17 protein-coding genes are annotated in these 19,511 nt (G+C 39.3%); 13 read left to right on the top strand and 4 right to left on the bottom strand.

Annotated features, from left to right (window positions below):
* Positions 1-225: 225 nt before the first annotated feature.
* The 7 genes from A6E06_RS18370 (at position 226) to rnd (ending at position 7,847) form a co-directional block, all read left to right on the top strand.
* Entirely contained in the window at positions 226-2,187 is a 1,962-nt protein-coding gene (locus tag A6E06_RS18370; protein WP_065593677.1) for an ATP-dependent DNA helicase, read from the top strand.
* 7 nt (positions 2,188-2,194) lie between these two features.
* Entirely contained in the window at positions 2,195-2,896 is a 702-nt protein-coding gene (tsaB, locus tag A6E06_RS18375; protein ID WP_065593676.1) for a tRNA (adenosine(37)-N6)-threonylcarbamoyltransferase complex dimerization subunit type 1 TsaB, read from the top strand.
* A 58-nt stretch (positions 2,897-2,954) separates the two neighbouring features.
* On the top strand, positions 2,955-3,269 hold the full coding sequence (locus A6E06_RS18380) for a chromosome partitioning protein ParA (protein ID WP_065593675.1): 315 nt from the start codon (positions 2,955-2,957) through the stop codon (positions 3,267-3,269).
* A 26-nt stretch (positions 3,270-3,295) separates the two neighbouring features.
* Positions 3,296-3,844 (top strand): Slp family lipoprotein, encoded by a 549-nt coding sequence (locus tag A6E06_RS18385; protein ID WP_065593674.1) that lies wholly within the window; start codon positions 3,296-3,298, stop codon positions 3,842-3,844.
* Between the two features lie 6 nt (positions 3,845-3,850).
* Positions 3,851-4,720 (top strand): alpha/beta fold hydrolase, encoded by an 870-nt coding sequence (locus A6E06_RS18390; protein ID WP_065593673.1) that lies wholly within the window; start codon positions 3,851-3,853, stop codon positions 4,718-4,720.
* Positions 4,721-4,902: 182 nt separating this feature from the next.
* Positions 4,903-6,585, top strand: coding sequence for a long-chain-fatty-acid--CoA ligase FadD (gene fadD / locus A6E06_RS18395; RefSeq protein WP_065593672.1), 1,683 nt, complete (start codon positions 4,903-4,905; stop codon positions 6,583-6,585).
* Between the two features lie 140 nt (positions 6,586-6,725).
* The gene (rnd, locus tag A6E06_RS18400; protein WP_065593671.1) at positions 6,726-7,847 is read left to right on the top strand and encodes a ribonuclease D; all 1,122 of its coding nucleotides are present in this window, start codon (positions 6,726-6,728) and stop codon (positions 7,845-7,847) included.
* 76 nt (positions 7,848-7,923) lie between these two features.
* Here the strand turns inward: rnd and minE are convergent, their stop codons facing one another.
* The 3 genes from minE to minC are packed head-to-tail and all read right to left on the bottom strand — an operon-like array spanning position 7,924 to position 9,689.
* Positions 7,924-8,184 (bottom strand): cell division topological specificity factor MinE, encoded by a 261-nt coding sequence (minE, locus tag A6E06_RS18405; protein WP_060991419.1) that lies wholly within the window; start codon positions 8,182-8,184, stop codon positions 7,924-7,926.
* Positions 8,185-8,186: 2 nt separating this feature from the next.
* Complete coding sequence (minD, locus tag A6E06_RS18410) at positions 8,187-8,999, bottom strand: septum site-determining protein MinD (RefSeq protein WP_065593670.1); 813 nt, start codon at positions 8,997-8,999, stop codon at positions 8,187-8,189.
* 24 nt (positions 9,000-9,023) lie between these two features.
* Positions 9,024-9,689, bottom strand: a complete 666-nt coding sequence (minC, locus tag A6E06_RS18415) for a septum site-determining protein MinC (protein ID WP_065593669.1) — start codon at positions 9,687-9,689, stop codon at positions 9,024-9,026.
* A gap of 183 nt (positions 9,690-9,872) precedes the next feature.
* Here minC and A6E06_RS18420 point away from each other — a divergent pair, with 183 nt between their 5' ends.
* The gene (locus A6E06_RS18420; protein ID WP_065593668.1) at positions 9,873-10,160 is read left to right on the top strand and encodes a YcgL domain-containing protein; all 288 of its coding nucleotides are present in this window, start codon (positions 9,873-9,875) and stop codon (positions 10,158-10,160) included.
* Positions 10,161-10,162: 2 nt separating this feature from the next.
* Positions 10,163-11,137 (top strand): lytic transglycosylase domain-containing protein, encoded by a 975-nt coding sequence (locus A6E06_RS18425; protein WP_065594237.1) that lies wholly within the window; start codon positions 10,163-10,165, stop codon positions 11,135-11,137.
* A 125-nt stretch (positions 11,138-11,262) separates the two neighbouring features.
* Here A6E06_RS18425 and mnmC read toward each other — a convergent pair whose 3' ends face one another.
* Entirely contained in the window at positions 11,263-13,305 is a 2,043-nt protein-coding gene (gene mnmC, locus A6E06_RS18430) for a bifunctional tRNA (5-methylaminomethyl-2-thiouridine)(34)-methyltransferase MnmD/FAD-dependent 5-carboxymethylaminomethyl-2-thiouridine(34) oxidoreductase MnmC (RefSeq protein ID WP_065593667.1), read from the bottom strand.
* A gap of 120 nt (positions 13,306-13,425) precedes the next feature.
* Here mnmC and fabB point away from each other — a divergent pair, with 120 nt between their 5' ends.
* The 4 genes from fabB to A6E06_RS18450 all read left to right on the top strand — a co-directional run.
* Positions 13,426-14,637, top strand: a complete 1,212-nt coding sequence (gene fabB / locus A6E06_RS18435) for a beta-ketoacyl-ACP synthase I (protein ID WP_065593666.1) — start codon at positions 13,426-13,428, stop codon at positions 14,635-14,637.
* A 145-nt stretch (positions 14,638-14,782) separates the two neighbouring features.
* The gene (locus A6E06_RS18440) at positions 14,783-15,913 is read left to right on the top strand and encodes a 4-phosphoerythronate dehydrogenase (RefSeq protein ID WP_065593665.1); all 1,131 of its coding nucleotides are present in this window, start codon (positions 14,783-14,785) and stop codon (positions 15,911-15,913) included.
* Positions 15,913-16,926, top strand: coding sequence for an aspartate-semialdehyde dehydrogenase (locus A6E06_RS18445; protein ID WP_065593664.1), 1,014 nt, complete (start codon positions 15,913-15,915; stop codon positions 16,924-16,926). The genes A6E06_RS18440 and A6E06_RS18445 overlap by 1 nt, the downstream gene beginning before the upstream one ends.
* Positions 16,927-17,131: 205 nt before the next feature.
* Positions 17,132-19,511 (top strand): FimV/HubP family polar landmark protein (locus A6E06_RS18450; protein WP_304362680.1); only part of this gene is annotated, 2,380 nt, incomplete at its 3' end.

Here is a 19,511-nt window from a genome sequence, read left to right on the forward strand (position 1 = left end):
TTAAAAAATGTGGTCTACTTATGGTTGTACCGAGAAAAGAAGAGTACGTAAAGTATTTTTCGTGCTGTAAAATCAAAAATATAAATAACTTAGCGTTTGAATTTAAAGCTTAAGTTTAATTCGGCGGCATAATAAAAATTTAGGAAGAAACTTAACGTTTAGTTTCTTCTTAAATCTTGGCATAATCCCATCTTATTTTAATAATTACGATGAATGTAGGTTGATATGATTGCCAAGATATTTTCTTCTTCAGGCGCGTTAGGTAAAGCTATTCCTGGTTTCCAACCTCGTCAACCTCAACTCGATATGGCTCATGCAGTTCATGACGCGATTAAAAACAGCACTCAACTTGTTGTTGAGGCTGGTACGGGTACAGGTAAAACTTTTGCTTATCTTGTTCCAGCCCTGATTAGTGGTAAAAAAACCATTATTAGTACTGGTTCCAAAAACTTACAAGAGCAGCTTTTTCATCGTGATTTACCTTTAATGACATCCTCGCTTGGTTTTTATGGGCAAGTTGCTTTGTTAAAAGGGCGTTCCAATTACCTTTGTCCTGAGCGTTTAAATCAACAACTAATTGAAAGCCATACTCCTCAGGCTAACCCAGAATTATTGACGCAATTAGTTAAGGTTCGTTCTTGGTCATCAGAAACTAAAACGGGTGATCTTGGTGACTGCACAGCGATCGCGGAAGACAGTCCAATTATTCCTTCAATAACGTCTACTAATGACAATTGTTTAGGTAAAGATTGCCCAAGTTTTGATGAATGTTTTGTGGTTAAAGCGCGTAAAAAAGCGATGGATGCAGATATCGTAGTTGTTAACCACCATCTATTTCTGGCTGATTTAGCGATTAAAGAAACGGGCTTTGGTGAGTTAATTCCTGAGGCTGATATTTTCATTTTCGATGAAGCACATCAATTGCCTGATATTGCGAGCCAATATTTTGGTCAGAACCTTTCTAGTCGTCAATTGACGGAGTTAGCCAAAGATATTGAAATTGGTTATCGCACGGAAGCTAAAGATATGCGTCAACTACAAAAAGTAGCGGAACGTTTGGCTGGTGCCGCGATGGATCTTCGCATTATTTTAGGTGATACCAGTTTTCGTGGTAATTGGCGTGAAGCAATTAAATCACAAGCAGTTCAACGTGAAATCGTACGAATTAATGATGCGTTTGAATTAGCTCATGATGTATTGAAGTTAGCATTAGGTCGCAGCCAGTTATTAGACGCTGCTTTTGACCGTTGTGCGTTATTAAAAAATCGTTTAGAACGAGTATGTGATACGACAATTAGTGGCTACTCATATTGGTATGAATGTACTCCTCGTCATTTTAGTTTGAACATTACGCCATTATCAGTAGCTGATAAATTTAAAGAACATTTGGCTGATAAAAAGGGCGCTTGGATATTTACGTCAGCGACCTTAGCTGTAAATGATGATTTTTCACATTTTACCCAACGTTTAGGCTTATCTCCTAAGAAACAGTTTACGTTACCCAGTCCATTTGATTATCAAACTCAAGCGTTATTGTGTGTGCCTAGATTTTTGCCTGAACCAAACAGTTACGGAATTGCAGATAAGCTCGTTGAATTACTACAACCTGTAATTAAGCAGAATAATGGGCGTTGTTTTTTCTTGTGTACGTCACATCAAATGATGCGTGATTTGGCAGAGAAATTTAGAGAAACGCTTGATTTACCTATTTTGGTACAAGGAGAAACCACAAAACAACAATTGTTGTCTGAGTTTATGGAATTAGGTAATGCATTATTAGTTGCAACCGGCGCTTTTTGGGAAGGTATCGATGTTAGAGGTGATACGCTAAGCTGTGTTATCATTGATAAACTTCCTTTTACCGCACCTGATGATCCGCTGTTAAAGGCGCGTATAGAAGATTGCCAGCTGAATGGTGGTGATGCTTTTTCACAAGTGCAAATTCCGGATGCTGTGATTACCTTAAAACAAGGTGTCGGTCGACTTATCCGAGATACAAAAGATAAAGGGGTATTGGTGATTTGTGATAATCGTTTGGTAACAAGACCTTATGGTTCGATATTTTTACAAAGTTTACCACCAATACCACGAACACGAGATTTACGTAATGTGTCTGAATTTTTAGCGAAAACCAATCAGACCAATGAAAATGAATCAGAAAAACAAGAAGCAATTTTAGAAGATTGAGGCATTAATGAGTGTAAAAATTTTAGCGGTAGATACCGCCACTGAAAACTGTTCTGTTACATTGATTGTTGATGGAAAAGTCTATTCTCGACGTGCAGTGGCACCGCGTGAGCATACTATTAAAGTACTTCCTTTTGTTGATGAAGTATTAAAAGAAGCCGGTGTGCGCTTACAAGAGTTAGATGCATTAGCATTTGGTCAAGGCCCAGGTAGCTTTACAGGGGTTCGTATCGGTATTGGTATCGTTCAAGGTTTGGCGTTTGGTGCCGATTTACCTATGATAGGTATTTCCACATTAGAAGCAATGGCACAAGCGGGTTACCGAGTACATGGTGCAACACAAGTCGTAGCCGCGATTGATGCACGTATGAGTGAAGTATACTTTGGTATGTACCAACGTAATGATGATGGTACTTGGGCTTATAATGTCGCTGAAACGGTGTCTGCTCCTGAAGGGCTTGCAACGTATTTACCTGAACAGTCCGGTGAATGGTTAACGGTCGGAACGGGTTGGGATGCTTACACTGAGGCATTGGCTGAATTACCACTAATTCGTAAAGCATCGGATGTGCTTTATCCTGATGCAGAAGATATGGCGTTACTTGCACAGCAAAAGTTTGAACAAGGCTTGGCACTGCCAGCAGAAGAATCTGCACCTGTTTACGTTCGTGATACCGTGACATGGAAAAAACTTCCAGGTCGTGAATAATAGATAAAATGAATGGGGATATTGTTCCCCATTTTTTAATGAATAAAGAAAGGTCACTATGGTCTCAATTCATGGGCTACCACCGGCATTAGTACCGAATAAAAAGGTAAAAAAGCAGCAAGCCGTTGGAAATAAAAATCAGGTTAATAAAGCCAGTGGCAGTAAAGCCATGGTTGCTCAACCATCCAAAGTGACGACTGCGATAACCAATCAAGTAAAGCAGCTTAATGCATCTGAATACGTTAATTCTCGTATTCATTATGATTTACCAGAAGGTGGAAATCGTAAAGCGATGGAAGAGTACATGGACATTATGTTGCAAAAACGCAAAGAGGAACTTGCACAGCTCGTTGGTGTCGATCTGTATATCTAAAAATTAAATTTAAATTAAGGATATTTATGAAATCTTCATTATTATTTCTTTGTGTTTTATTTCTTGCTGGTTGCAGCTCCCTTCCTAAAGAATTAGCTTCGTCTCAGACTACTACGCTAATTGAATATGATGCTTTTGTTACTGCAGCCAAAAAGGATGAAACTGCCGAAGTTCGCTTAGGTGGTGTTATTGCTCGCATTGATAACCTAAAAGACACAACTCGCATTGAAATTGTTAATCTCCCTATTTCTTCATCGGGTAAACCGGACCTCTCTCAAAAGCCAAATGGGCGTTTTGTTGTCTATCTCAATGGTTTTGTCGATCCTGTTACTTATTCTGTCGGTCGATTAGTGACGGTGTTAGGTCTGTCAACGGGTATTGAGGAGGCAAATGTTGGAGAGTTTCTGTATCCATTTCCTGTGATAAAAGCCTCAGCCTTGCACTTATGGCAAATTCAAGAGTATGTGATTAGTAATGACATAAACATGAGTTACATGCCTTGTACTGGTGCTCGTTGTCTTCACCAACGCAGTATTGAAAGCCGACGTGGTAAAGTCGTACAAGAAGTGAAATAAGCTAAGATGCCTTTATTTCAAGAATCTACGTTTACGCTCCACCATGGCACGATTGCTGTGATGGAGATTAAACCAAACGACATTGAGCAAACATTAGTGCTTCTACATGGTTGGCAAGATAATGCAGCGACGTTTAAAACTACAATGGAAGCGTATGCAAAACACCACCCTCACCACCACTTAATTGCTGTTGATTGGTTTGGGCATGGGTTATCAGATCATAAAGGAAATGATAACTTTTATCATTTTTTTGATTATGTTGACGATCTTCATCAAATCATTTTGCACATTAAATTAGAAAAAGTGGTTTTAATCGGACACTCTTTAGGGGCTTTAATTGCCAGCGCTTACTGTGCAGTTTTTCCTGAAAAAGTATCTGCATTGATGATGATTGAAGCATTAGGTCCATTGAGTGAAGAAGAGGATGAGATTACCAATAGGCTTCGTCAAGGGATTTTAAGTCGTCAGCGCTATCGTAATAAGCCTCAACGGACATTAAAAGATAGCCAGTCGGCAGTTGAATTACGTTCTAAAGTGAATCAACTTCCTGAGTCTTTGATTGAGCCGATGGTACTTCGTTCGCTCGTATCAAAAGATAATCATGTGCAATGGACTACGGATGCTAAAGTAAAATGCGACTCCTTGTATCGAATGAGTGAGAACCATGCTTTATCATTACTTTCTAAAATAGAATGCCCTGTAATCGCAGTTATCGGTAATGATGGTTATGATCATTTAAAGCAAAAATCTCATCGTTATGGTTATATTTCAGGCTTTCAATGTTATCAAGTTGATGGTGGTCATCATTGTCATTTAGAGCACCCAGAGAAAATTAGTACTTACATTAGTGTTCTCGTTAACAGAATTTACACATAACTGCTTCACATATTTAAAAAAAGACCCTATTTGTGGTCAAATAACAAACGAATAGATAATAGGTAATAAAATTAGTTGACTATACTTGTAGAGTAAATAGTCTACTCGTTAAAAGTGATAACGATCACTGTTTTGATTATTGCTAACAGAGTAATAAATCGTATATAGAATAGGAGAAAAGCGTGGATAAAGTTTGGCTTTCACGTTACCCAGAAGACGTACCAGCAGAAATTAACCCAGATCAATACAGCTCATTAGTTGATATGTTTGAGCAATCGGTTCATAAATATGCCGATCAGCCTGCATTTATTAACATGGGTTCAGTAATGACATTTCGTAAGTTAGAAGAGCGCAGTCGTGCTTTTGCTGCTTACTTGCAAAATGAACTGAAACTGAAAAAAGGCGACCGAGTTGCTTTAATGATGCCAAACCTACTGCAATACCCAATTGCATTATTTGGTGTGCTGCGTGCAGGTATGGTAGCGGTAAATGTTAACCCACTTTATACTCCGCGTGAGTTAGAGCATCAATTAACAGACTCAGGTGCTGCGGCAATTGTTATTGTGTCGAACTTCGCTAGTACGCTAGAAGAGATTGTAGATAATACGCCAGTAAAACATGTAATTTTAACTAACTTAGGTGAACAACTTCCTCGTGCAAAAGGCACAATTGTTAACTTCGTTGTTAAGTACGTGAAAAAAATGGTGCCAAAATACGACCTGCCTGATGCAACATCAATGCGGAATGCATTACGTAAAGGCCGTAGAATGCAGTACATCAAGCCATTTATTGATAGTCAAGACTTAGCCTTCCTTCAATATACCGGCGGTACTACAGGCGTAGCAAAAGGCGCAATGCTGACTCATCGTAATATGATTGCTAACGTAATGCAGGCGAAAGGCGCTTATGGTCCAGTTTTAACTGAAGGCCGTGAGCTGATTGTTACCGCATTACCGCTTTATCATGTATTTGCGTTAACCGTAAACTGCTTATTGTTTATAGAAATGGGCGGAAGAAATTTATTAATCACGAACCCTCGTGATATTCCTGGTTTTATTAAAGAGCTACAGAAATACCCATTTACGGCTATTACTGGTGTAAATACGTTATTTAATGCACTCGTGAATAACGAAGATTTCCATGAATTAGATTTCAGCAATCTTCGCTTATCTGTGGGTGGTGGTATGGCTGTGCAGCGTGTAGTTGCCGAAAAATGGCAACAGCACACGGGTTGTTATTTATTAGAAGGCTACGGTTTAACAGAGTGCTCACCACTGGTTGCTGCCTATCCCCATAATCTAACGTCATACAATGGTTCTATTGGCTTACCGGTTCCATCAACTGAAGTTCGAATGGTTGATGATGAAGGAAATGTCGTCGCAAATGATCAAGTGGGAGAACTTCAAGTTCGTGGCCCTCAAGTCATGAAAGGCTACTGGAATCGTTCTGAAGCAACAAAAGATATGATCACAGAAGATGGTTGGGTAAGCACCGGCGACATCGTTAAATTTGATGATGAAGGCTTCCTACATATCGTCGATCGTAAAAAAGACATGATTCTGGTATCAGGCTTTAACGTATACCCAAATGAGATTGAAGATGTTGTTGCTCTGCACGGTAAAGTGTTAGAAGTTGCTGCAGTCGGTAAACCACACCCAACGTCTGGTGAAGTGGTTCGAATTTGTGTCGTTAAGCGCGATCCAAGCCTTACTAAAGATGAGCTTATCGCTCACTGCCGTAAACATCTAACAGGGTATAAAATCCCACGTATTGTTGAGTTCAGAGATGATCTTCCAAAAACAAACGTAGGTAAAATTTTACGTCGTGAGCTGCGTGATGAATATAAAGCAGAAGAAAACGCGTAATTTGGTTACAATGTAAAAACACGATAAATGCCAGCTTAATCGCTGGCATTATTTTTATAATAAGTAAAAATAATAGAGACAAGATAGCTTAGTTTTTCGAGGTTAAGCTATCTTGCCTTATCAGTTATTAAGGAAGAATAGTGGAATTTGAAATAGTGACGCACAGCCAGCGTTTAGCTGAGATCTGTCAGCAAGCAAGTCATAAACCTTTTCTAATGTTAGATACTGAGTTTGTACGTACGAGAACCTTGTATGCACGCTTAGGCCTGATCCAAATGTTTGATGGTGAAACGTTAGCACTGGTTGACCCTGTTGAGATAGATGACTTAACACCACTTTGGGACATACTGAAGGATGAAAGCGTAACTAAAGTGCTTCATGCTTGTGGTGAAGATTTAGAAGTATTTCAACATTACGCCGGCTGTATGCCAACACCAATGATTGATACTCAAATCATGGCCGCATTTTTAGGTTACGGCCTATCAACGGGTTTTGCGAAATTAGTATCAGATTATTTAGGGGTAGACCTTGATAAAGGAGAATCTCGAACTGATTGGATGGCTCGTCCTTTGTCGGATAAACAACTTAATTATGCAGCAGCAGACGTACATTACTTGTTGCCGTTATTTGAAAAGCTACAAGCAGAATTAGCTCAGACAGAGTGGACTGACGCAGCATACCAAGAGTCGACTCTTGCGGTAAGAAAACGTGAAAAGCAACCTGATGCAGAGCAAGCGTATCGAGATATAAAGAATGCGTGGCAACTGAATCCTAAGCAATTAGCAATCTTAAAAATGGCAGCTAAATGGCGTTTAGAAGAAGCAAGAAAGCGTGACTTAGCTGTAAACTTCGTGGTTCAAGAATTAAACCTATGGAAATTAGCCCGTTTTGGACTTCGCAGTAAAGAGCAAATGCTAAAAGAAGAGTTCGATTCAAGAGAAGTACAACGTCATGGTGGGAAGTTACTACGTTTTACTTATTTAGCTGATGATCTTTCTGCTGATGAGTATCCAGAAGTGATTACACGCCTAATGGATTACCCTGGTTACAAACAAATATTTAAGTTGTTAAAAGATGAAGTGAAAGAGGCTTCAGAAGAATCGGGTCTAATGCCTGAGTTTTTAGCGTCTAAAAAACAATTAAATCAGTTGTTATCTTGGAAATGGAAAAAAGGGTGTGCACCAGAATGCAGACCAGACGTTGTTCAAGGCTGGCGTGGTAAATTATTAGAAGACCGTTTTATGTCAGTTCTCGATAAATAGAACGAGTATCTGTTTTGATCAAAAAAGGGTGACTACGATAGTCACCCTTTTTTATATGAGATATCAATCATGGAGATTAATGGTCATCTTCTGGTAGAGTCACATTCAGTTCTAGTACTGATAAGTCTTCTTCTTTTTGTTCAAGAGACACTGTCACCATATCAGGACTTACGTTTACATATTTACTGATCACTTTAAGAATATCTTCTTTTAGCTGTGGTAAATATGATGGAGCAGGTCCGCCATTACGACGTTCTGCAACGATGATCTGTAGCCTTTCCTTCGCTATGTTAGCAGTGGCTTTTTTTTGTGGTCTGAAAAACTCTAGCAGTGCCATGCTTAACCTCCAAATAGTCGTTTAAAGATACCTTTCTTCTCTTCTTCTAAGAAGCGGAACGAAACTTCCTTGCCTAACAGACGGTCAACTGCATCTTGGTATGCAGAGCCTGCGTTTGATTCTTCGTCAAAAATTACTGGTACACCTTTGTTTGATGCATTCAATACTGATTGGCTTTCTGGAATAACACCCAATAGAGGGATATTTAGAATCTCTTCAACATCACCCACACTTAACATTTCGCCCTGATTTACACGTATTGGGCAATAGCGAGTTAATAATAGGTGTTGTTTTACTGGCTCTAAAGCTTCTTCTGAACGGTGAGATTTAGAGTCTAAAATACCTAATATACGGTCAGAATCTCGAACTGAAGATACTTCGGGATTGGTTGTGATAATCGCTTCATCCGCAAAATATAATGCCATTAATGCGCCAGCTTCAATACCCGCTGGAGAATCACAAATAATGAAATCAAAATTCATTGCGATAAGTTCGTCAAGAACGCGACGTACACCTTCTTTCGTTAGTGCATCTTTATCACGAGTTTGAGAAGCGGGAAGGATAAATAAATTACCTACACGCTTATCTTTAATAAGAGCTTGGTTTAATGTTGCTTCGCCATTGATTACGTTTACAAAATCATAAACAACGCGGCGTTCACAACCCATGATTAAATCAAGGTTACGTAAACCAATATCAAAATCGATTACAGCGGTTTTATTGCCAGCCAGCGCAAGACCGGATGCAATAGCAGAACTAGAAGTAGTTTTACCTACGCCGCCCTTGCCTGAAGTCACAACGACAATACGTGCCATTTTTATTATTCCTTTTATGTTGTGCTATAACGTGAGGGTATCGATCTGAATACGGTCGTCAACCATAGTGATCATGACATTTTGATGCCAATACTCTTTGTCAATTTGGTCGCTTAACCAATAATTACCCGCAATGGAAATTAGTTCAGCTTGTAAGTTTTTACAGAAGACTTTTGCTTCCGTTTGTCCACTTGCACCAGCAATTGCTCTGCCACGCAAGGTTCCATGTATATGTATACTACCATCAGCAATAACTTCAGCCCCAGGACTGACATGGTTTAAAACCACAAGATCTGCATCTTTTGCATATACTTGTTGCCCTGAACGAATTGGTGTTTTAATTACCATCGTTGGTCGCATACTGGCTTTTTGTGTTACCTGCTGGGGCGTAAAAGAAGTCATTACAGCAAAACCAGCGGCTGTTGCTTGAGCCTGTTTGTTTTTGTCTTTGCAGCCTGTGATCCCTACAGGGATCATTCCAGTGCGCTCGACACCAGATTTCAGTTCAACAAAGTTAATTTCATTTGATACATTTTCAATATTGACGACAACCGGAGCAGAAGCAAAAAATGAAGGGGCTTGAGCCACTTTTTCTTCCAGCATACTGAGTGCTTTTTCGATGTCATCATTAGGTAAATGTAATACTGAAAGGGTGAAATTACTGCCCTTTAAATCGGCTGTTTTTGTCATGCTATACTGTATCTTGATAAATTTAATACCACAAATCTGATACCATGTTATAGTCAGTTTGACCGCACAGCAAGTTATCTTATTGTCTTAAGTCTACTTTTTAGCAAGGCTCTCATCAAATAGACATTGATTGAATGTGTTAAGTTGAGAGTAAGTTCAATCCTTTCAAAAATAGGTTATAAAATGTTCTGTTCAATTTATAAAAGTACCAAAAAGCAAGGTGCTTATCTTTATATTGAGAAAAAAGATGACTTTTCTCCAGTACCTAAAGAATTAATGGGTATGTTCGGTACTCCAACTATGGTTATGGTGGTAAATTTAGCTGGTAGGACATTAGCTTCTGTTGATGTCGAAAAAGTTAAAGCTTCAATAAAACAAGAAGGTTTCTTTTTACAACTTCCACCACCGCCAGAAAATTTACTTGAAAAATATAAACAAGATAAAGCGGCACGAAAAAAAGAGAGTCAATGATAATGAAGAAAAAATTACTGCTAGGGATAGTCAGTTTGCTCATGGCAACATCAGCTACAGCAAATACTCCGGAAGGGGAGTTTCAGGATTATATTGTAGAATTAAAAAATGAAGCGAGAGAGTTAGGAATTTCAGAACCAATTCTTGAGCGTGCATTTAAAGATATTGCATTCAAAGAAAAAGCGGTCAAGTCAGATCGAAACCAACCAGAAAAAAAATTAACGCTAGATGAGTACATTCCACGAGCTGTGCCGAAATGGAAAATCAAACAAGCGAACGATTTATATCAAAAACACCATGAAGAATTAGAACGTATTGGAAAAGAATACGGTGTTCAGCCTCGTTTTATTGTTGCGTTATGGGGCGTTGAAAGTAACTTCGGTAAGTTGACTGGTGGTTATAATGTGATCGAAGCATTGACGACGTTAGCTTATGACGGCCGTCGTGAAGAATTCTTCAAAAAACAAACCATGGCAGCATTAACTATTTTAGAGCAAGGGCATATCATGCCTGAAAATATGAAAGGTTCTTGGGCTGGAGCGATGGGCCAATGTCAGTTTATGCCAACCTCGTTTTTAGCTTATGCGGTTGATGGTAATGACGATGGACGTAAAGATATTTGGACGACTGAGGCTGATGTATTTGCTTCTGCTGCTAACTACTTAAAACAGGTTGGTTGGGATGATACTTATACCTGGGGTCGTCAAGTTCAGCTTCCTGAATCATTGGATGCAGAGAGCCTAAAAGGACTATCTGAAGAAAAAGGTAAGACATTAGCACAGTGGCAAGAACTTGGTGTTCGTCGCCTGACTGGTAAAGCGTTACCTGATGTAGATATCGAAGCATGGTTAGTGCAACCAGATGATAACGATGGTCGTGCGTACCTTGTTTACAATAATTACCAAGTCTTAATGGATTGGAACCGTTCGCATTACTTTGCGTTAGCGGTGAGTCATTTAGCAGATTCTATTAAGTAAATTATAGAGTTCAGATCGGTCGCAAGCTCCTTAGCAGAATTTAGAGGTTAGTGTTGTTAGTCGTATACTTACAACGAACACCTCTGAATTCTTTAAGCGAAGCGATCTGAACTCTGCTTTAGCTCTTAAATATCCAACGGCTTTCCTTTCAACAACCTTCTCACCCACAATCTTCCTGGGTGCAATCCTTCAAGTACTGAATTTGGTAGCGGAATTGGATCTCCCATGATCTGTGATGCTAAGGTTTCTGCCAATAGTGGCGCAGAGCTTAATCCCCTTGAACCTAATGTCAGCATACAGAACAGGCCTTCATAGACAGGAATGTCTTTCGCTTCACGTAACCAGTGGCGTTTTTTATAGATATATTTGTACTCTTCTTGCATATCCTCAAAACGAACCACATTACCAAGAAATGGCAGATGATCACGACTGGCGCAGCGAATGCCGACACGAGCGTGATTGTCAGACGTATCCGCCTCTTTCACCCAAGCTTCATTAGGAATACATTTCTGTAATCGTTCACCATTTTCAATTTGATCTGATTTTTTAAACGCTAAATCTAAATCACGACGATCGTAACTTGCGCCAATGCAATGGCTTTGATTTTTGCTGTTTTCAGGCGTTAAATAACCGTCATAACACAACACTGTGTTTAGTTTTTTTAGTGATGCCGTAGTAGGGATGTGACTCACTTGGCCTCGAACCGGTGTGGCTGGAATATCTTTTGTCTGTTCGAAATCAGTAAATTTATGGCCATTAGCAACCACAACTGCTTGATGTCGATTTATTTTATCACCAAGAATAACGGTCCATTGCTTATCGTCAGTTTGAATTAATTGCGTCACTTCAGCATTATTATGCAGCGTAAACAGTGGGTTTTCTGATAAATGAGTAAAGAGCCCACGAGTTAACTGTTTTGGACATAACCAGCCCCCAAGAGGGTAATGAACGCTCTCCATATTGATGGGTAGGCCAACGTGGTGGTTTGTTTCTTCTTTGCTAAATGCGGTGACGAGTTCATTGGGAAACTGAGCAGTTAGCATTTTATTTAATTTATTTTCTGATTTTTCATCCCATTTAAGTTGGGTTACGCCGCACCAATCGTGATCAAATTCCACGTCTTTGGCTGCTTGGTCGATGAACTGACGAGCAAAAATAAAGCCGGGAGCAAAGAATCGTGATAATGAATTAAACTTCTCATTAAGTAATGGATATACAGCCCCTTGCTGATTGCCAGAAGCGCCTTGTGCTGCTTTATTATCTTTACAATAAACGGTTACATTCACACCGCGACGAAGCAGTGTTGTCGCCAATGATGCACTGGCAACGCCACCACCTATAATAGCCACATCTGTGATATTTTCTGGTGTCGAGCGGGCATACCAAACTGCGTGATTCGCCTTGGTTTTGCGCTCCGTTAATGTACCTGCAATCATGTCTCTTTTATGAGCAAATCCTTTGACTTTTTTCATATCAAAGCCTGCTTCAATCAAGCCTCGACGAACAAAACCCGCGGCAGTGAAAGTAGCACAAGTACAGCCTTCTTTAGCCAGGCTTGCCATATTATTAAAAAGATTTTGATTCCACATTTCAGGGTTTTTACTTGGTGCAAAACCATCTAAAAACCAAGCGTCGATGACACCAGAATCACCCATCCAAATTTGTGGCATACAGTCTTTGATGTCACCAAACCAAAGATCGAGTGTTATCAGGCCATCTTCTAATACTAATCGATGACAATCTGGAACGGCAGCAGGATAATGTTCTTGCAGTTGCCCGGCTAGCTCGGCTAATTCAGGCCACGATTGGTGAGCCTTAATGAGATCAGCCTTAGTGACGGGAAACTTTTCAAAACTGACAAAATGAAGTTCTTTAAGTGCAGCGTCTGGATTTTGTTCTCTAAATGTTTTAAACCACTGCCACACGGCAAGGAAATTTAACCCAGTACCAAATCCCGTTTCACCAATCACAAAGCGACGTTGGTCATATTCTTGCCATCTTTGAGGTAGATGATTTTGCTGTAAGAAGACGTATCGTGTCTCTTCTAATCCATTATCATTAGAAAAATAGACATCATCAAAGTCATTTGAGACGGGGGTTCCAGACTCATTCCAATCAAGGATTGCATTAGTGATGCTGTTTTGTGGTAAAATGTAATTTCGTGACATAAATTAGTACCATTAAAGATAATCTACGTCGGATTTTAACGACTTATAGGAAAGCTGACCACTTTGTTGTGCTATCTTCGCTATTATCTACCAAGATTTATGACTTATTAGGAAAGAATCATGAAAAGAGCCGTAATTACAGGCATGGGCATTGTATCAAGTATCGGTAACAATGCAGAAGAAGTATTAGAGTCTCTGAAAGCTGGTAAATCAGGCATTAACTTCTCTGAGCAGTTCGCTGAAAAGGGTCTGCGCAGTAATGTTTGGGGCGATTTGAAAATGAACCCGGCTGACCACATCGATCGCAAAAAAATGCGTTTCATGGGTGATGCGGCTGCATTTGCTTACATCTCAATGGAGCAAGCAGTAGCAGATTCTGGCTTAACAGAAGATCAAGTTTCAAATGACCGTACAGGTATTGTTGCAGGTTCTGGTGGTGCATCATCACTTAACCAAGTTAATGCAGTGGATATCTTGCGTGAAAAAGGCGTTAAGCGTGTTGGTCCATACATGGTTCCACGTACAATGGCGTCAACGGTTTCTGCATGTCTTGCAACGCCGTTTAAAATTCGTGGTGTTAACTACTCAATGAGTTCTGCATGTGCAACTTCTGCACACTGTATTGGTCACGCGGTAGAGCTTATTCAACTAGGCAAACAAGACGTAATGTTTGCTGGTGGTGGTGAAGAGCTAGATTGGTCATTAACGATGATGTTTGATGCAATGGGCGCACTATCATCTAAATACAATGACACACCAGAAAAAGCATCTCGTACGTACGATGCAGACCGTGACGGTTTCGTTATCTCTGGTGGCGGCGGTATGGTTGTTATCGAAGAACTTGAACATGCACTTGCTCGTGGCGCTAAAATTTACGGTGAAATCGTAGGTTACGGTGCAACATCTGATGGCTACGACATGGTAGCACCATCAGGCGAAGGCGCAGTTCGTTGTATGAAAATGGCAATGCAAAACGTAGACAGCGTAGATTACGTGAACACTCACGGTACATCTACTCCTGTTGGTGATGCAAAAGAGTTAGGCGCTATCCAAGAAGTATTTGGAGCGAACAGCCCAGCAATTTCTGCAACTAAAGCAATGACTGGTCACGCACTAGGTGCGGCTGGCGTTCATGAAGCTATTTACTCAACATTAATGCTAGAGCACGGTTTTATCGCGCCAAGCATCAATATTGAAACCTTAGATCCAGCAGCTGAAGGTCTTGATATCGTTACTGAAAAACGAGATCAAAAACTAACAACAGTTATGTCTAACAGTTTTGGCTTTGGTGGCACAAATGCGACGCTAGTAATTAAGAAATACGAAGCGTAATATTTGCGTAAAGCATAAGTAATAAAAACCCAGTTAATTCAATTGACTGGGTTTTTTTATATCTATTTTTTATGACGATACTGATGTTGCTTAATAGATCGCAGTGATACACTGAATTTACAAACCTAAAAGACAGATATTAAAAATGAAAATATTGATTGATGAAAATATGCCTTATGCGATTGAATTATTCAGTGAATTAGGTGAGGTCATTGCAAAATCGGGTAGGACCTTAACCGCAGATGATTTAATTGATGTTGATGCGTTAATGATCCGCTCCGTTACTAAAGTAAATGCTGAACTAATATCTAAAGCAAATAAATTAAAATTTGTTGGTACAGCAACCGCAGGCATGGATCATGTTGACCAAGTATTACTCAAGAAAAGAGGAATATTTTTTACTGCTGCGCCTGGTTGTAACAAAGTTGGCGTTGCGGAGTATGTATTAAGCTGCATTATGGTATTAGCCCAACAACATGGTTTTTCTATCTTTGATAAAACGTTTGGGATTGTAGGAGCAGGACAGGTTGGTTCTTATCTTGCTAAATGTTTAGATGCATTAAATATTTCTTACTTGCTAAATGATCCTATTAAAGAGCAAGAAGGTGATACGCGTTCATTTGTACCTTTAGGTGAATTATTAGAAAAATCAGACGTTATTACACTTCATACGCCAATCACCCGAGATGGTGAATTTCCAACTTATCACCTAATTGATCAACATAGATTATCAACGTTGCGTGATGACCAAATATTAATTAATGCAGCACGAGGCCCAGTGGTCGATAACCACGAATTAAAGCAGCGTTTATTGAAACAAGATAACTTTAAAGCAGTATTAGATGTTTTTGAGTTTGAACCGCAAGTTGATATGGATTTATTGCCATTACTCTCTTTTGCAACGCCGCACATTGCAGGTTATGGTTTAGAAGGCAAAGCACGTGGAACGACGATGATTTTTAACTCTTATAGTGAGTTTTTAAATCGCAAAGAACGAGCCGATCCACAGAGTTTACTGCCTATTGCGCCAATTCCTAATGTGACACTAAATCAGCAATGGGATCATTCAACACTGCACAATTTGATTCAGTTAGTCTATGATGTGCGAAAAGATGATGCCGTATTTAGAAAAGAGATCTCAACCGTCGGTGCATTTGATAAAATGCGTAAAGATTATTGGGATAGAAGAGAATACAGTGCTATCACGATCACCGGTGATAAATACAGTGGTCTTATCCCGTTAAAACAACTTGGATTTACAATCGAGGAAGTCTAATGACTCAAGAATTTGATGTTGCCATTCTAGGCGCAACTGGTGCCGTTGGCGAAGCAATGATAGATGTATTACAAGAACGTAAGTTTCCTGTACGTAATTTATACCTTTTAGCTTCTGAACGCAGTGAAGGCAAAACAGTTCGTTTTAATGGTAAAACATTAACCGTTGAAAACGTAGAAGAGTTCGATTGGGGCCAAGTGCAAATCGGTCTATTTTCGGCAGGCAGTGAACTTTCAGCTAAGTGGGCTCCAATTGCTGCGGAAACTGGTGTTGTTGTTATCGATAACACATCCCATTTCCGTTACGATCAAGATATTCCTTTAGTTATCCCTGAAGTAAACCCAGAAGCTTTAGCTGATTTCCGTAACCGTAATATTATCGCGAACCCTAACTGTTCAACGATTCAAATGTTAGTGGCGTTAAAACCAATTCATGATGCAGTAGGGATTGATCGTATCAACGTATCAACGTACCAATCAGTATCTGGTTCAGGTAAAGCGGGTGTTGATGAACTTGCTGGTCAAACAGCGCGACTATTAAATGGTTTACCAGCAGAAAATAAAGCATACGATAAGCAAATTGCATTTAACTGTTTGCCGCACATTGATGAGTTCATGGATAACGGCTACACCAAAGAAGAAATGAAAATGGTGTGGGAAACGCAAAAAATATTTGCAGATGAAAGCATCACAGTAAATGCAACGTGTGTGCGTGTTCCTGTTTTTTACGGCCATGCTGAATCTGTTCATGTTGAAACTCGCGCACCGATTGATGCAGCAGAAGCAACTCGTCTACTTGAAGAAACTGATGGAATTGAAGTCTTCCACGGTAATGATTACCCAACTCAAGTAAGTGATGCAACAGGTAAAGACCACGTAATGGTTGCACGTATCCGTGAAGATATTAGTCATTCTATGGGACTTAATATGTGGGTTGTTGCAGATAACGTACGTAAAGGCGCGGCAACAAACGCCGTTCAAATTGCAGAAATATTAATTCGCGATTATTACTAATCAGACTTATTGATTTTGTGATTAAGAGTTATGTATTTATTAAAATAATTAATATATAACCTCTGAAATTTAAAGCCTTAGTGAAAGCTAAGGCTTTTTTCTTCCATAAACCACACAGTTTTTGCTTAAGAGCTACAGTTTTCTTATTATTATCCGATATAGTGATACAGATTTTAATTTTTCATTTTATTAAGAGGCATCTCTAGTGTCTGACGTATCCAACAAATTGTTAAAAACGCTAACTCCTTTAGCCTTATTCGTCGCATCACAATGTTCTGTTGCCAATGCAGCAGGTACAATTCAAATCGTAGGCCCAGAAGGAAAGGATCAAACCGTCAGTTCACAGGTTGTGGCACAATCACAACCAGCGAGAACCGTAACTACAGCCGTCGTTCAAGAAAGAAAGGTCTCACCAGCAAAGATTTATGGACCAACCAAGGAAAATGAAACCTTATGGTCTATTGCAAGTGACATTAACCCATCAAATACCACATCGGTACAACAAACCTTATTGGCTATTTATCGTTTAAATCCACACGCTTTTGAAAATAACAATATTCATGGATTAGAGCCAAATAGCCGTTTACGGTTACCAACGTTAGAACAAGTCCGTCGTGAAAATACAGATGATGCGAAACAACTGCTTTTAGCGCATAAAAAGAAACTTGCTACTCAAAGCACATCCACATCAAAAACAGTAGAAAAAACACCCGTTCAGGTAAAAAAAGAAACGCCTACGTCACTAAATAAAGTAAAACCAGACATAGTTGAAGCGAAATCAGAAAAAGCGTTAAGCAAAGCGGCAACCCCAACTGACGTTGGAGCATTAAAATCTGAACTAGAAACAACAGAGCAAGAGTTCTCTGCATTACAAGAGAATAACCATCAACTACGAGTTCGATTAGCTGAAGTTCAAAATGAAGTCGATAATTTAAAAAATTCGTTAGGGGATGAAGACCGAATTCGAAATGAAGTCGAAAAATTCATTAATGAACAAAAACAACTTGCGGCTGCTGAGAAAAAAACAGAACCAAGTGCAATGGATAATATTGCATCTAGCCCAGGTCTAATTGCATTACTTGCTTTAATTCCAGGCGCCTTAATTGCGGGCCTAATTGGTTTCTTCTTATTCCGTCGTAAGAAAGAAGAAGACGAAAGTAGTGCAGAAAACACCAACACTGAACAACCTTCAGCATTAATCATGCCGGATGATCATTTCAATTTAGACGATGATATCCCTGAAATTAGTTTAGATGACGATGACGATATTCTAGCGGATCTGAACGACGATGAATTCTTATTTGGTAATGATGATTCTGATTTAAATGATGACTTATTTGCTGAGTTTGAGACTGAAAATAAAGAATTAGATGATGAGGACCCATTTGCTTTATTAGATGGGGAAGACAATGATGATTTAAATTCAATGTTATCAGATAAAGAACTAGATGACTTAGATGCTATTGATATGTCTTCAAGTGCACTTACTGTTGATTCAGAAGAGAAAGCTCTGGGTCTTGAAGAGATGGAAAAAGCACTGAATGATTTTGACAGTGATTTATTCTCAACTAGCGATTTAGAAGAAGAAGATGACGATTTTGATTTATCACTTATTGATGATTCAGAATTATCAGCGTTAGATAAACCAGCGCCAGAACTAGATGACAATGAAGATCTTGAAGGTGGTGAACTCGATCAATCAATGTTAGATGATCTATTCTCATCAATGGACATGGAAGATGACTCAGAGCTAGACCAAGGTTGGGATCTTGATGAAAAAGAAGAAACCAAACTGGCTCCAGAATCAGCGTCAAAATCAGTAGAAGATGAGTTAGACTTTGATACGTTGTTATCAGGAATAGAAGATAATAAAGGTGTTGAAGAATCTGATAAAGAAGAAAGCATTGATTTAGATGTCGATGAAGACAACGTCACGTTATTAGATGAATTACTTGATGAGTCAGACGATGAAGATAGTTTTGATTTAGACATTAAAGATGATAGTACCGCTCTATTAGATGACCTACTGGATGATGATGCCGAGATAGACTTAGATATTGATGATGATAGTACGGCATTACTTGATGAACTACTTAGCGATGATGAAGAGCTGATTGAAGATGATGACGATATTGAAATTGATGAAGATAGCACTGCGCTTTTAGACGAGTTTTTATTAGATAAAGACGAAGATGAAGATGATACTCCTGAACTGGATGAAGACAGTACAGTACTTCTAGATGAATTGCTTGGTGATGATTTTGAAGAGGAAGAGAAGACTCTGGGAAAGAGTGGCGATGATACTGAAGTAGAAGGTGTTGCAGTATCAGATCTACTTTCAGAAGACACCCCTCGTGATGAAGATTGGTTAGTTGAAGCAGATGACGATGAAGATGATGATATTCCATTGTTTGAATCTGAAGCTAAAGATGAACCAGCAACAGAAGAAGACGATTCGTTATTCGATATTGATGAACTTCTAGAGTCAGAAATAGCGCAAGAAGAAACCTCTCCTGAGCTTGATGAATTAGAACCATTAGAAGCAACAAGCCTTGAAACGCCTGAGCAAATAGACGCTCAAGATG

It is taken from the genome of Aliivibrio sp. 1S175, assembly GCF_001690985.1.
Lineage (GTDB): Bacteria > Pseudomonadota > Gammaproteobacteria > Enterobacterales > Vibrionaceae > Aliivibrio.

Bases quoted from the DNA above. Each gene is read 5' to 3' on its own strand.
- A6E06_RS18425 (WP_065594237.1), top strand. From the start codon at position 10,163: ATGAAGAAAAAATTACTGCTAGGGATAGTCAGTTTGCTCATGGCAACA.
- fabB (WP_065593666.1), top strand. From the start codon at position 13,426: ATGAAAAGAGCCGTAATTACAGGCATGGGCATTGTATCAAGTATCGGT.
- A6E06_RS18385 (WP_065593674.1), top strand. From the start codon at position 3,296: ATGAAATCTTCATTATTATTTCTTTGTGTTTTATTTCTTGCTGGTTGC.
- A6E06_RS18390 (WP_065593673.1), top strand. From the start codon at position 3,851: ATGCCTTTATTTCAAGAATCTACGTTTACGCTCCACCATGGCACGATT.
- A6E06_RS18380 (WP_065593675.1), top strand. From the start codon at position 2,955: ATGGTCTCAATTCATGGGCTACCACCGGCATTAGTACCGAATAAAAAG.
- minE (WP_060991419.1), bottom strand. From the start codon at position 8,184: ATGGCACTGCTAGAGTTTTTCAGACCACAAAAAAAAGCCACTGCTAAC.
- minD (WP_065593670.1), bottom strand. From the start codon at position 8,999: ATGGCACGTATTGTCGTTGTGACTTCAGGCAAGGGCGGCGTAGGTAAA.
- A6E06_RS18420 (WP_065593668.1), top strand. From the start codon at position 9,873: ATGTTCTGTTCAATTTATAAAAGTACCAAAAAGCAAGGTGCTTATCTT.
- A6E06_RS18370 (WP_065593677.1), top strand. From the start codon at position 226: ATGATTGCCAAGATATTTTCTTCTTCAGGCGCGTTAGGTAAAGCTATT.
- A6E06_RS18440 (WP_065593665.1), top strand. From the start codon at position 14,783: ATGAAAATATTGATTGATGAAAATATGCCTTATGCGATTGAATTATTC.
- minC (WP_065593669.1), bottom strand. From the start codon at position 9,689: ATGACAAAAACAGCCGATTTAAAGGGCAGTAATTTCACCCTTTCAGTA.
- A6E06_RS18445 (WP_065593664.1), top strand. From the start codon at position 15,913: ATGACTCAAGAATTTGATGTTGCCATTCTAGGCGCAACTGGTGCCGTT.
- tsaB (WP_065593676.1), top strand. From the start codon at position 2,195: ATGAGTGTAAAAATTTTAGCGGTAGATACCGCCACTGAAAACTGTTCT.
- mnmC (WP_065593667.1), bottom strand. From the start codon at position 13,305: ATGTCACGAAATTACATTTTACCACAAAACAGCATCACTAATGCAATC.